13 protein-coding genes are annotated in these 12,286 nt (G+C 64.5%); 2 read left to right on the top strand and 11 right to left on the bottom strand.

Going from position 1 to position 12,286, the window contains the following annotated elements; all coding sequences use genetic code 11:
- Positions 1 to 56 precede the first annotated feature (56 nt).
- The 7 genes from dapB to NKH80_RS27960 all read right to left on the bottom strand — a co-directional run bounded on the left by dapB (position 57) and on the right by NKH80_RS27960 (position 7,917).
- The gene (gene dapB / locus NKH80_RS27990) at positions 57 to 881 is read right to left on the bottom strand and encodes a 4-hydroxy-tetrahydrodipicolinate reductase (RefSeq protein WP_352477091.1); all 825 of its coding nucleotides are present in this window, start codon (positions 879 to 881) and stop codon (positions 57 to 59) included.
- 20 nt (positions 882 to 901) lie between these two features.
- On the bottom strand, positions 902 to 2,761 hold the full coding sequence (locus NKH80_RS27985) for an ABC transporter ATP-binding protein (RefSeq protein WP_352509721.1): 1,860 nt from the start codon (positions 2,759 to 2,761) through the stop codon (positions 902 to 904).
- A gap of 119 nt (positions 2,762 to 2,880) precedes the next feature.
- Complete coding sequence (locus NKH80_RS27980; RefSeq protein WP_352509719.1) at positions 2,881 to 3,906, bottom strand: glucokinase; 1,026 nt, start codon at positions 3,904 to 3,906, stop codon at positions 2,881 to 2,883.
- 121 nt (positions 3,907 to 4,027) lie between these two features.
- Positions 4,028 to 5,113, bottom strand: a complete 1,086-nt coding sequence (mepA, locus tag NKH80_RS27975) for a penicillin-insensitive murein endopeptidase (RefSeq protein WP_352995013.1) — start codon at positions 5,111 to 5,113, stop codon at positions 4,028 to 4,030.
- A 65-nt stretch (positions 5,114 to 5,178) separates the two neighbouring features.
- On the bottom strand, positions 5,179 to 6,087 hold the full coding sequence (locus NKH80_RS27970; protein WP_352994973.1) for an SDR family oxidoreductase: 909 nt from the start codon (positions 6,085 to 6,087) through the stop codon (positions 5,179 to 5,181).
- Complete coding sequence (gene queG, locus NKH80_RS27965) at positions 6,084 to 7,244, bottom strand: tRNA epoxyqueuosine(34) reductase QueG (RefSeq protein ID WP_352509717.1); 1,161 nt, start codon at positions 7,242 to 7,244, stop codon at positions 6,084 to 6,086. The genes NKH80_RS27970 and queG overlap by 4 nt, the downstream gene beginning before the upstream one ends.
- The gene (locus tag NKH80_RS27960; protein WP_254817994.1) at positions 7,225 to 7,917 is read right to left on the bottom strand and encodes a glutathione S-transferase family protein; all 693 of its coding nucleotides are present in this window, start codon (positions 7,915 to 7,917) and stop codon (positions 7,225 to 7,227) included. The genes queG and NKH80_RS27960 overlap by 20 nt, the downstream gene beginning before the upstream one ends.
- 160 nt (positions 7,918 to 8,077) lie before the next feature.
- On the opposite strand from NKH80_RS27960, the gene NKH80_RS27955 reads away from it, so the two are divergent.
- Entirely contained in the window at positions 8,078 to 8,884 is an 807-nt protein-coding gene (locus NKH80_RS27955) for an undecaprenyl-diphosphate phosphatase (protein WP_352648481.1), read from the top strand.
- A 95-nt stretch (positions 8,885 to 8,979) separates the two neighbouring features.
- On the top strand, positions 8,980 to 9,585 hold the full coding sequence (locus NKH80_RS27950; protein WP_352994969.1) for an NAD(P)/FAD-dependent oxidoreductase: 606 nt from the start codon (positions 8,980 to 8,982) through the stop codon (positions 9,583 to 9,585).
- 138 nt (positions 9,586 to 9,723) lie between these two features.
- Here the strand turns inward: NKH80_RS27950 and NKH80_RS27945 are convergent, their stop codons facing one another.
- From NKH80_RS27945 to rsmI, 4 genes are all read right to left on the bottom strand, one after another.
- The gene (locus tag NKH80_RS27945; RefSeq protein ID WP_254817997.1) at positions 9,724 to 9,960 is read right to left on the bottom strand and encodes a metallothionein; all 237 of its coding nucleotides are present in this window, start codon (positions 9,958 to 9,960) and stop codon (positions 9,724 to 9,726) included.
- 83 nt (positions 9,961 to 10,043) lie between these two features.
- Positions 10,044 to 11,015, bottom strand: coding sequence for a complex I NDUFA9 subunit family protein (locus NKH80_RS27940; RefSeq protein WP_352994966.1), 972 nt, complete (start codon positions 11,013 to 11,015; stop codon positions 10,044 to 10,046).
- A gap of 192 nt (positions 11,016 to 11,207) precedes the next feature.
- Positions 11,208 to 11,585, bottom strand: a complete 378-nt coding sequence (locus NKH80_RS27935; protein ID WP_352509712.1) for a YraN family protein — start codon at positions 11,583 to 11,585, stop codon at positions 11,208 to 11,210.
- The coding region (gene rsmI, locus NKH80_RS27930; RefSeq protein ID WP_352994965.1) for a 16S rRNA (cytidine(1402)-2'-O)-methyltransferase at positions 11,578 to 12,286 on the bottom strand (709 nt) is incomplete at its 5' end. The genes rsmI and NKH80_RS27935, both read right to left, overlap by 8 nt.

The following is a 12,286-nucleotide window of genomic DNA, read 5'->3' as shown; positions in this document are numbered from 1 at the left end:
ATTTGCTCCTTCAAATTTTGTGAATCAGCCAAATCTGTGGATCAGCCAAGTCTGTATCAGCTTGTCAGGCCGAGCACGTCCCGCATCGAATAGAGGCCCGGCTTGCGGCCGCGCGCCCACAGGGCTGCCTTGACCGCGCCACGGGCAAAGATCGCCCGGTCTTCGGCGTGGTGGGCAAGCGTGATGCGCTCGCCGGTACCGGCCAGCACCACACTGTGGTCGCCGACCACCGAGCCGCCGCGCAGGCTGGCGAATCCGATCGAGCCGCTCTTGCGCACGCCGGTATGGCCGTCGCGGACGCGAACATCATTGCCGGCAAGTGCTACGCCGCGCCCGGCAGCGGCGGCTTCGCCGAGCAGCAGCGCCGTGCCCGATGGCGCATCGACCTTGTGCCGGTGGTGCATTTCCAGGATCTCGATGTCGAAATCGTCGGCATCGAGCGCGCGCGCCGCCTGCTCAACCAGCACCGCCAGCAGATTGACGCCGAGGCTCATATTGCCTGACTTGACGATCGTCGCGTGGCGCGCCGCGGCCGCGATCCTGGCATTGTCTTCGGCCGAGCAGCCGGTGGTGCCGATGATATGGGCGATGCGCGCTTGCGCGGCGTAGCCGGCGAATTCGACGGTCGCCGCCGGCGTGGTGAAATCGAGCACGCCGTCGGCCTTGGCGAAGGCCGGCAGCGGATCGTCGCCGATTGCCACCTCGAGCCTGCCGACGCCGGCCAGCTCGCCGGCATCCTTGCCGATATGGGGTGAGCCGGCCCGCTCGATGGCGCCGGCGACGCGGGCACCCGGTATCGTGTGGATGGCGCGGATCAGCGCCTGGCCCATGCGGCCGGCCGCGCCCACCACCACCAGGCCCATTTCCCCCGTTTCATTGATGTTGACGGTCGGTGTGTCGCTCATGAATGTCTCCCGGCCGCCTGTTTCGCGTGACCATTTTGCGCCGCAGTCTGGATTGGCTTGGCGTCATCGACAAGCCCCAGCCCTTTCCTGCCCTGCACCCGGTGGAACCGCGCATAGACGCTGTGCGGGTCGGCCATCAACGAGGCATGCGTGCCCTGTTCGACCAGCCGGCCCTGCTCCAGCACGATAATATGGTCGGCATTGACCACCGTCGACAGCCGGTGCGCGATGACGATGGTGGTGCGCCCTTCCATGACATGGGTCAGCGCTTCCTGGACGCGGGCCTCGGCCTCGTTGTCGAGCGCCGAGGTGGCTTCATCGAGCAGCAGAATCGGCGCCTGCCGAACGATGGCGCGTGCAATTGATACACGCTGGCGCTGGCCGCCCGACAGCGTCACGCCGTTCTCGCCGACCGGTGTGTCGTAGCCTTGCGGCTGCTGGCGGATGAAATCGTCGGCCGCGGCCTGTTGCGCGGCGCGTTCAATCTCGGCGTCGGTGGCGCTCAGACGTCCGTAGCGGATGTTGTCGCGGATGGTGCCTTCGAACAGATAGGGCTGCTGCGAAACATAGGCGATCGAGCCGCGCAGCGAATGCTTGGTGACCTTTGAAATGTCCTGGCCGTCGATTTCGATGCTGCCCGACTCGACGTCGTAGAAGCGCTGCAGCAGCGCAACCAGCGTCGTCTTGCCGGCGCCCGAGGCGCCGACGATGGCGGTCACCTTGCCGGCGGCGGCGACAAAGCTCAAATCCTGCAGGACCGGCGCTTCTTCGACATAGCGAAAGGACACGTTGTTGAAGCGCACTTCGCCAGAGGTGAATTTCGCCTCGGCGGCTCCCGGCACGTCACCCTGCTGCGGCTCGAGGTCGAGAAGCTCGTAGATCATGCGCGCATTGACCAGCGACTTTTCCATGCCGACCTGCATGCGCGCCAGCCGCCTGGCGGGGTCATAGGCAAGCAGCAGGGCGGTGATGAAGGCAAACACCGCGCCCGGCGGCTGGCCGCCGACGGTCGCCCGGTAGCCGGAATAGGCGATGACGCCGGCTACGGCGAAGCCGGCCAGCATTTCGGAGATCGGCGTCAGCCGTTCCGAGACGCGGGCGATCTTGTTTGCCCGCTGCTCGGCGCCGGCGACGAGGCCGCCGATGCGGCGCGACAGCTCTTCTTCCAGGGTGAAGGCCTTGACGATGGCGATGCCTTGCGTTGCTTCCTGCATGGCGCCGATCAGCCGCGAGTTGATCTGCACCGATTCACGGGTGATGCGACGCACCCGGCGCATCAGATAGGTGACACTGTAGATCAAAGGCGGGCCGATCAGCAGCGACATCGCGGAGAGCATCGGGTCCTGCCAGATCATGACGCCGACCAGCGCGACAAGCGATACCGCATCGCGCGCCAGCGATGTCAGCGTCATCGACAGGAGATCGCGGATGCCGTTGACGTTCTCGTTGATCTGCGCGGCGAGCCGGCCCGAGCGGGTGTCGTTGAAGAAGCCGACGCCGAGCTTCATCAGGTGGTCGAAGATGCGGCGTTGATAGCGCGCTACCAGATTGTTGCCGATTTTGGCCAGCGTCACTGCCTGGCCGTAGCTGGCCAGCCCGCGCAGCATGAAGGCGGCCAGGATCGACACGCTGATCAGCGCGATAAGATCGCCGCGCCGTTGGTAGAAGATCTGATCGATGACATCCTTCATGATCCACGCTGTGAAGGCGGTCGTCGCCGCGATCGTCACCAGGCACAGCACGGCAAGAGCATAGTACCAGCGATAATCGCGGCTGTTCTCGGCGATGATGCGGCGGATAACAGCCACGATCTCGCTGGGACGGACTTTCCCTTTGGTTGGTGCTGGAAGTGTCACGTTTGAGCGCTTTGTGGTTTCGGTTCGGCCGGGCTGCAATTCGGCAACCTCTTAACGCCCCAATGGCGGCTTGCCTATGGCCGGGGACGGCGAAACTTCGTCGCGGCGCAGCTTGTGTCCTAAATCCGCCAGCGTCGCCCCGCCGTCTGCACGCCGAACAGCGACGGATTTCTGGCATAGGCGGCCAGCCCTAAAAGCGCCGCCAGCGGATGGGTGATGACGTAGACCGGCATGCTGCGCATCAGGGCGCTATGCGGCGCCTTGTCCTCGAAGGCAGCGCGGAAACTGCCGGTCCGCAGCGCCGGCAGGATTTTTTGCGCGATGCCGCCGGTGAGGAAAACACCGCCGCGGCTCATGAACACCAGAGCGAGGTCGCCGGCGGTGCGCCCCAGGCAGGTGACGAAGATCGACAGCGCCTCTTCGGCCACCGGATCGTTCCTTGCCAGCGCCGCGGCGGTGATCTCGGCAGGCGTGGTGAAGGGCGACGGCTTGCCGTCCGCTTTGGCCACCGCCCGGTAGGCGTTTACCAGGCCGCGTCCTGACAGGATCTGTTCGCCGGAGATGCGACCTTCGAGCTTCTCGATATGCGGAAACACCTCGAAATCACGCGGCGAGCGCGGCCCGATATCCATATGGCCGCCCTCGCCGGGCACCGGTATCCAGTGATGCAGCGCATAAACCAGCCCGGCGACGCCGAGCCCGGTTCCCGGGCCGAGCACCACCCGCCCGGAATTCGGTTCCGGCTCGTCGCCGCCGATCTTTTCCATGTGCTCTTCGCCGAGCGCGACGACAGCCAACGCCTGCGCCTCGAAGTCGTTGAGCACCACGACGTCGCCGAGACCGAGACTGGCGAACATCTGTCTCGGCTTGACGATCCATGGGCAATTGGTGAGGGGGATCTCGTCGCTCTCGACAGGGCCGGCCACCGCCAGCACAGCTGAATTCGGCCGGACCGACGAGCGGTCGAGCACGGCCGACTGGATCGCCTCGTCGATCGTATTGAAGTTGGCGGTTTGGACGATGGTCGGCTCGCCGGCCTCGGAATTCGCGTCAAGTACGATCGAGAAGCGCGCATTGGTGCCGCCTATGTCGCCGATCAGGATCGGAAATCGCAACAGAGTGTCGTCGTCGCTTACGCCTGGCATGCTCTCGTCCGTTCCCGACGCGTATCGCCGTTCTCTCGTTGACTAGCGCATGACCGCAAAAAGGGAAATCGGTTTTCGAAGTGGAGAGGCACGGATGCAGACAGCGAACACGCTGCCCGCATCAGTGCCCCGGTCGTGGCCGCGGCAGCGGAATGCCGAACTCGGGCGTCGCCATAAAGGCGTTCGCCGAGGCCGGAAGCGCTGCCGCGCCGGCTGCGAGCGTCGGCGGCGGCGAAGGCTCTGCCGCGGGAGCGGGTGTGGCCGCAACCGGCACGCCGTCGCCATAGTAGGTGACTGCTTCCGCCGAGGGCGGAGCCGGCGCGTCGAGCACGAACTGGCATTGCCTGGGCAGGTTCGCCATCGTCATCACGTCGCGTGCCTTCGGCTTGTCCGGGTTCTTGTTGGGACGCCACGGCTCCTCGGTGAACCACCAGGCCAGCGCCTGGTCGCAGCCATCGCCCGGCGCCGTCGCTTCCTGCGCCTTGCAGTCGGGTGACCCAGGCTGGCAGCTGATGCGAATGTGGAAGTGGTAGTCGTGGCCCCAGAACGGCCTGACCTTGCGCAACCAGCTACGGTCGCCTTTGACCGTGTCGCAGAGCTTCTTCTTGATCCCGGGATTGACCAGGATGCGCTCGACTTCGGGATAGCTCGCGGCGCGCCTCAACAGCCGCGTATGCATCGGCGTCCACAGCCCGTCCTTCACGAGATGGGTCTTTTCGTCGACCATCAAGGTAGCGCTGATGTTTTCGCGCTCTTCGGCCGAGAGCTTGCGGTCGGGCATCGGCGTCAGCCAGATGTCGGCGTCGAGGCCGATCTGGTGCGAGGCATGGCCGGTCAGCATCGGACCGCCGCGCGGTTGCGAGATGTCGCCGATCAACAGGCCCGGCCAGCCATCAGCGGCGGCATCGCGCGACAGCTTCTCGATCAGCGCGATCATTGCCGGATGGCCCCAGCGGCGATTGCGCGACGGTCGCATCACCTCCCAGTGCCGGCCGTCCAGGGGCAGGGCGACGCCGCCGGAAAAACAGCCTTTGGAATAGAAGCCGATCGATTGCGCTGCTGCGAGTGCCGGCAGCTTTTTGGCGCCGAACAGGTCCTTTGCCCGTTGCTCGGCACTCCCTGGCTGCGTTGCAAGCGCCGCCAAGCTGGCGACGGCCAGTGCTGCCGTCAGCGGCAGCGTTTTGCCGGGCAAGGCTCGCTTCAACATTTTCCCCAAGCTGGACCCCTCCGCGATTTGAACCGCATCATACCATAGCCCGCGCAACGTATCGATCAGGACCGTTTCATCGGGCTGCGCGCCTTACCGTCGCGCCAGTCGCCGCTCGCCCACATGGCATCGAGCGCCGAGCGGTAGTCGGGAAAGCGAAAGCCATAACCGGCCGCCTTGATTGCCGCGTTGGCGACACGCTTGTTCTCGCCATAAAAAGACCGCGCCATGGGCGAAAGTTGGGCGGTCTCGAACGGAATTTCGGGCGGCGGCTCGATGCCCATCAATTGGGCGGCATAGGCGACGACGTCCTGCGGCGGCGCCGGCAGGTCGTCGGTGATGTTGAAGATGCCGCCGCGATTGCCTTCGGCCAGATGCCAGAGCGCGCCGGCAATGTCGTCGCAATGGATGCGGTTGAACACCTGGCCCGGCTTGACCAACCGCCGGGCGGTGCCGTTTTCCAGATTGACCAAGGCGTTGCGGCCTGGCCCATAAATGCCGGAAAGTCGCAGGATCGCCACCGGTCGGCCGACGTCGTGGCCCAGTTTCAGCCAATGCTGCTCGGCGGCAACCCTCATCGCTGATCGCTTCGATACTGGCCGGCATTCGGCGGCCTCGTCCACCCAATTGCCGCCATGGTCGCCATAGACGCCGACGGTGGAGAGATAGGCGATCCATTCGAGCTCCGGCATGTTGGCCGCGATCTCCTCGCGGGCCGCGCCCAGCACCGGGTCGCCGGCCTCGTCCGGCGCGACCGAGACGACGAGATGGGTTGTCTTCCCAAGGGCATCGCCGATTTCGGAGGTCAGCCTGCCATCGAATCGCAGCGGCACGATACCGGCTTGCCGCAGCGCCGGGAATTTTTCCAGCGACCGTGTTGTACCGAAGATCGTTGTGTCGGCATCCCTGTTGGCGCGGGCGAAGGCCTTGCCTGAATAACCGGCGCCGAAGACGAAAATCTGCTTTTTTGTCATGTATGCGCCTCGATCGGCTTTGGCAGGGGCAGAAGCCATTCGCCTCTCACCGCCTCGTTATCTTCTGCCTGCAACGCGGCTGCGGCACGTTCGGCAAACTCCCGACCCGGCACCAGCCGCGACAGCGCCCATACCGCGGCTCCGCGAACCAGGGGCGAGGCGTCGTCGAGCAGCGCGCGAACGGCGCCGGCCAGCGACGAGTCCTGGGAATTGCCGGCCGCTATCAGCACGTTGCGGATAAAACGGTCGCGGCCGATGCGCTTGATCGGCGAGCCCGAAAAGAGCGTTCGGAAGGCAGTGTCGTCGAGACGCAGCAGCTCGGCGATCGGCGGTTCGCGCAAGTCCGCGCGGGCGGCAAGCTTTGCCTCCGAAGCGGCTTGGGCGAACTTGTTCCACGGGCAGGCGGCCAGGCAGTCGTCGCAGCCATAGATGCGATTGCCGATCTTTTCCCGGAACTCATGCGGGATCGGTCCTTTGTTCTCGATGGTGAGGTATGAAATGCAGCGCCGCGCATCGAGCCGGTAAGGCGCCGGAAAGGCATCGGTCGGGCAGGCGTCGAGGCAGGCCCGGCAGGAGCCGCAATGATCGTCCTCAGGCGCGTCCGGCACCAGCTCGGCCGTCGTGAAGATGGTGCCGAGGAACAGCCAGGAGCCATGCGCGCGGCTAACCAGGTTGGTGTGCTTGCCTTGCCAGCCGAGGCCGGCCGCCTCGGCCAGCGGCTTTTCCATCACCGGTGCGGTGTCGACAAACACTTTCACGTCACCGCCGGCGCGCGCCACGATCTTGCCGGCGATCTCCTTCAGCCGGCCTTTCATCACGTCATGATAGTCGCGGTTCTGCGCATAGGCCGAGATCGCGCCGCGGTCGCGCTTCGCCAGCACCTCGCGTGGGTCGTGGTCGGGGCCGTAATTCATCGCCAGCACGACGATCGAGCGGACCTCTGGCCAAAGCGTCGTCGGTTTGCCTCGCCGCTCGAGCGTTTCGGCAATCCAGCCCATCGAGCCGTGAAAGCCGTCGGCAACGAACTCGGCCAGCCGTTCCGGCGCCTGCGGGATCGCATCGGGCGTGGTGACGGCAACGGCGTCGAAGCCGGCGTTCCGCGCCTCGCGGTCGATGAGCGCGCGCAGCTTTGCCGTATCAGAAATCGAGATCCGCATAATGTGACACCGGCGACAGGCCGCGCACCCGGTCGGACAGAAGCGGCCGGAACGAAGGCCGTGATTTCACCCTTGTATACCATTCGCGCGCGGCGCTGTGTTCGCGCCAGTCGATCTCGCCGAGATAGTCGAGCACCGACAGTGCCGCCGCCGCCGCAAGATCGGCATAGGTGACCTTGTTGCCGGCCAGCCAATGACGGGTGCCGGCCAGCCAGTTGGTGTATTTCATGTGCTGGCGGATATTGGCGCGGGCGGCGCGGATCGCCGCCGAATCGGGCGACCCGCCGCCTGCCGTTTCCGGCATGACCGGCTTCAGGACGCGCTCGCGCACCAGATGCCGGGTAACCTCGCTTTCCGCCTTGTTGAGGTACCAGTCGGTCAGCCGGCGGATTTCGGCGCGCTCCATCGGATCCTCGGCGAACAGCCGCTTGTCGCGCTTGAGTACGCCGCGCGTCTCGTCGAGATATTCGGCGATGACCATCGCGCCGACGATCGGCACGTCGCCCTCGGCAAGCAGGATCGGCAGCGTGCCGGCCGGGTTCAGTGCCAGGAACTCCTTGCGCCGCGTCCACGGCTTTTCTTCGATCAGCGCCAGTTCCTCGGCATACTCGCCAAAGGCGAGGCGGACGAAGCGGCAGCTGGCGAACATCGGATGGTGGAAAAGCGTCAGCATGGTCCCGCGATAATAGAGCGCACTGGCAAATCGCCGGCTGCGCCGGTAAGTCTTGGCCGCCCGATTCAGGGGCTGTCAGGGTGCTGCGACCTATAGGGGGAGTTCCGCGCCGTGACAAGCAAACCGTTTCTCAAGCCCGCCCTCCAACGCCGAGGTTGCCATGGAAAGCCAAACCGTAGTCGAAGCGCTGCTGCTCGGCATGCTCGAGGGCCTGACCGAGTTTATTCCGGTGTCTTCGACCGGTCATATCCTGCTCGCCGGCCATTTTCTCGGCTTTCATTCGACCGGCAAAGCCTTCGAGATCCTGATCCAGCTCGGCGCCATATTGGCGATCCTCAGCGTCTATTTCCGCCGTCTCTGGAAGATGCTGCTCGAGCTGCCCTACGATCGGCTGACGCGGCATTTCGTCCTTGGCATTCTCATCGCATTCCTGCCGGCGGCCATTATCGGCGCACTGGCGCATGACTTCATCAAGACGGTGCTGTTCGAATCGCCGCGGCTGATCTGCATCATGCTGATCATCGGCGGTGTCATCCTGCTGCTGGTCGATCGCATGACGCCGAAGCCGTATTACCACGATGTCGAGCGGTTTCCGACCAGGCTTTATCTGCAGATCGGGCTGTTCCAGTGCTTGTCGCTAATCCCCGGCACGTCGCGCTCGGGCTCGACCATCGTCGGCGCGCTGCTGCTCGGCGTCGACAAGCGGGCGGCGGCGGAATTCTCTTTCTTCCTTGCCATCCCGACGATGGTCGGCGCCTTCGCCTTCGACCTGTTCAAGAACCGCAATGTACTAAGCAGCGCCGACTTGCCCATCATCGCGGTCGGCTTCGTTGCCGCCTTCGTCACCGCGCTAATCGTCGTGCGCTTCCTGCTCGACTACGTCTCGCGCCATGGCTACGCGCTGTTCGGCTGGTGGCGGCTGGTCATCGGCATCGTCGGGCTGACGGGGCTGGCAATCTGGGGGTGAGCCGGCGCGGATAGCGCAAATCCCAGCCGGAACTCTATTCTTGCCTGAAGCCGAGCCATACGATCTTGTGGACGTATGGTTGGCAGGGGGAATGCGTGAGCGAAGTTCTTGACGCCCTCGTTATTGGCGCCGGTCCGGCGGGACTCGGCGTCAGCTACTTCTTGAAACGGCGGGCCCGCGACCACCGTGTACTCGATCGAGGCCGGATTGGCGAAACGTGGCGAACGCAGCGATGGAACTCGTTTCGACTGAACTCGCCGACCATTCGCTCCATCTTACCCGGTGATTCCTACGACGGCCCCGAGCCCTGGGGCGCGAAGCGCCTGGTTGACGAGTACATCGAGCGCGCCGGCCTCGATGCGCAACTGGCCGAGGATGATCCGGCCGAGACGATTGAACCGCGCTTGCCCGATCCTCCGATCCGCTCCCTCGACTGGACGGCGAGCGGCATCAGATCAGTGATCTGGTGCACGGGCTTCACCGGCGATTTCTCATGGGTTCGGCTTCCCGGCGCGCTCGATGCAGCCGGCCAGCCCGTCCACGAGGATGGCGTCGGCGCTGTTCCAGGTCTGTTTTTCGCCGGCCTCGATTTCGGATCGACGCGGAAGTCGGGCACCATACCGGCCATTCCAGAGGAGGCGGCCGCCCTCGTGGAGCGACTTGTCCAAGCGCGAGCCGACTTGCCACGGAACGGCGTCTAAACGAGCCGTCGAACGCGGTTCTTGAACGTGCAAGAACATGACAGCTCTGGCGCGATCAAGACGACGTACGCTGCCTAGCGGACCGAGCCGGCACAGCCGTTCGGAATGGTCGACCTGGAGACGCCAAAAGGAGGTGCGTCAAGGCGCACGATCGGTCAGCGCGCTCGCGCCTTCTTCCGCGGCGCAATGTGCGCAGCAGTAGATGATGTCATCCTGTTCGACGCCATGTCCGATGATCCGGCATCCGCAATGCGGACACGTCGGAGCAAGTTTCTGGACCGCGCATTCGAAGCTGTCGAATGTGTAGGTCTCGTCGGCCATCGTCACGTTGAAAGCCTTATCGTAGTCATTCCCGCATTGATCGCATCTGGCCATAGTTCTTTTCCTTCTTTCACTGGCTTCAAGCTCGACCAACCTGTCGCGCGGCGATAGGTTCCCGCCAGGATCAGGGGGTCGTCCTAAGGCGGAGACGACCGCGAGCCTGTGCCACGACGCTGTTCGATCGCACGGATCACCTCGTCGATACCCCGCGGCTCGATGTCGAGTTCCTTCAGGCCAGGCACGTCGATTGCTGCCACATTGTCCTGACGCATGAGATCGACCTGGTTGCGCGTTATGGGGGCAGCCGGGAGGAGTTCCGCGACGCCAGCCAAGGCGTTCCATACCGCAAACGGCACCGGCATCAGCTGGACGTGCGTACCGAGCTGTCGGGCGATCTCCCGAAGCAGTTCCTTATAGGTGTAGATGCGCGGGCCACCGAATTCGAATATGGATGAACCCTTGTGGGTTCGCCCGTCGATCAGCCGGCTCACTGCTTCTGCGACGTCTGCCACATGGACCGGCTGAAGCCGTGTGCCTCCATCGCCGAACAGCGGATAGACCGGCAGGAGGCGTATCAGCCTCACAATGGTTGTCAGGAAAGCGTCGTCAGGTCCTGTCATGACGGCGGGACGCACAATGAAAGCGCCGGGAAATGCGCTTTCCACGGCACCTTCTCCGCGCCCACGCGCCCTTACGTAATTCGAATCCGATTGAGGATCGGAGCCGATCCCCGAAATCTGGACGAACTGGTCGATCGCGCGGTCGCGCGACGCGGCAGCGAGATCGACCGCGGCCTTTACATGCACGCGTTCAAAGGTCTGGACGCCCTGCTCGACGTAAAGACTGACGGCATTCACGACCGCCCGCGATCCGGTAATGGCCGACCCGATCGAGGACGCATCCGTTATATCCGCCTCGACTGCTTCGGGCATCCTCGTAATCGAGGAGAAGACCAGGGCCACGCGAGCCGGATGGCGAGATGCGACGCGCACCGTGAAACCTCTTTCGAGGAGTCGCTTCACGATCCTGCGCCCGAGAAAGCCAGTTCCGCCGAACACGGTGACGATCCGTTCCGGGTTGAGATCGTCGGGATCCATTTGCCTCGCCATCCCTTTGTCCTCGCATAGCTGCCACGAGGACTGCCCTGGCCGGCATTTGAACCAGCCCGTCGAACATCAGGACGATTGAGGAACAACGCAGGAACGCTTTTGTTCCAGTCAGCGCTGGGCGGATGCTTGACAGATCGGCAAACCATGATCTGAACCGCAGGCGCAGCAAAACGGCCCCACTTCGAGAATGGCCTAGTTTCGCCCGTAAAACACATTCTCGACATGCACCGGCCAACGCCACGGCAGCACCGCCACCATGTCGAAGCGCACCGATAGTTTTCCGTAGTCGGATTGGCGCGACAGCCAGAAATCGGCGGCGCCTTCGATGCGGTGCTCCGATTCGCGACCGACGGCTTCCATTGCCTCCATCAGCGTGCGGCGCGCCTTGACCTCGACGATCAGCACCAGATCGCCACGCCGCGCGATCAGGTCGATCTCGCCGAACCTGGTGCGGTGGCGGCGGGCAAGAATTCGGTAGCCTTTCAGCATCAGCGCCGCCGCCGCCAGCCATTCGCCGTGATAGCCGCGCCGGTAGGCCTTTTGCCGGCTGGCGCTTGGCCGTTCAGCCATCGCCGTCTCCGCCGGCCCCGTCTCTTCCAGCATTCTTGAGGTCGAGCAGCCGACGATAGAGCGTCTGCTTCTGGCCACCCGTCATCTTGGCGGCTTCCGCCGCTGCCTTGGAGGCCGGCATTTCGGCGGCGAGCGAAAGCAGCAGCCGGTCGATGTCTTCTGGCTCATCAGCGACCGCATCGGCCGGGCCGACGCAGATGACGATTTCACCCTTGGGCGTATCGGCTCCCGCATAATGGCCGGCGAGCGATTGCAGGGTGCCGGTCCGCATCTCCTCGAAAGTCTTGGTCAGCTCGCGGCCGATCGCCGCCTTGCGGGCACCGCCCAGCACCTCGACCATGGCACTGAGCGTCTCGGCCAGCCGGCGCGGCGATTCGAAGAAGATTAACGTTGCCGGCACCGCCTTCAGCGCTTCCAGCCGCGTCAGCCGCTGCCCGGTCTTCACCGGCAGGAAGCCGGCAAACAGAAACGCGTCCGAGGGCAGGCCGGATGCCGTCAAAGCGGCAAGTGCTGCTGATGGGCCGGGGATCGGCACGACACGAATGCCGCGCTCCAGCGCCTCACCGACGAGCCGGTAGCCGGGGTCGGAGATGAGCGGCGTGACGGCAACCGACCTTAGCGCAAAGCTTTTGCCGGCCAGCAGACCCGCGATCCCATTCGGTACCGCCTCGCCCGCAGTGTGCTCGTGGTAGGCGGTGGTG

This window comes from Mesorhizobium sp. M0904, assembly GCF_040319475.1.
Lineage (GTDB): Bacteria > Pseudomonadota > Alphaproteobacteria > Rhizobiales > Rhizobiaceae > Mesorhizobium.
This window is presented reverse-complemented; position numbering and strand designations above follow the sequence as displayed.

What these genes read in the sequence shown, in the direction of transcription:
- NKH80_RS27980 (WP_352509719.1), bottom strand. Translation starts at nt 3,906, where the DNA reads ATGCCAGGCGTAAGCGACGACGACACTCTGTTGCGATTTCCGATCCTG.
- mepA (WP_352995013.1), bottom strand. Translation starts at nt 5,113, where the DNA reads ATGTTGAAGCGAGCCTTGCCCGGCAAAACGCTGCCGCTGACGGCAGCA.
- NKH80_RS27970 (WP_352994973.1), bottom strand. Translation starts at nt 6,087, where the DNA reads ATGACAAAAAAGCAGATTTTCGTCTTCGGCGCCGGTTATTCAGGCAAG.
- queG (WP_352509717.1), bottom strand. Translation starts at nt 7,244, where the DNA reads ATGCGGATCTCGATTTCTGATACGGCAAAGCTGCGCGCGCTCATCGAC.
- NKH80_RS27960 (WP_254817994.1), bottom strand. Translation starts at nt 7,917, where the DNA reads ATGCTGACGCTTTTCCACCATCCGATGTTCGCCAGCTGCCGCTTCGTC.
- NKH80_RS27955 (WP_352648481.1), top strand. Translation starts at nt 8,078, where the DNA reads ATGGAAAGCCAAACCGTAGTCGAAGCGCTGCTGCTCGGCATGCTCGAG.
- NKH80_RS27945 (WP_254817997.1), bottom strand. Translation starts at nt 9,960, where the DNA reads ATGGCCAGATGCGATCAATGCGGGAATGACTACGATAAGGCTTTCAAC.
- NKH80_RS27940 (WP_352994966.1), bottom strand. Translation starts at nt 11,015, where the DNA reads ATGGCGAGGCAAATGGATCCCGACGATCTCAACCCGGAACGGATCGTC.
- NKH80_RS27935 (WP_352509712.1), bottom strand. Translation starts at nt 11,585, where the DNA reads ATGGCTGAACGGCCAAGCGCCAGCCGGCAAAAGGCCTACCGGCGCGGC.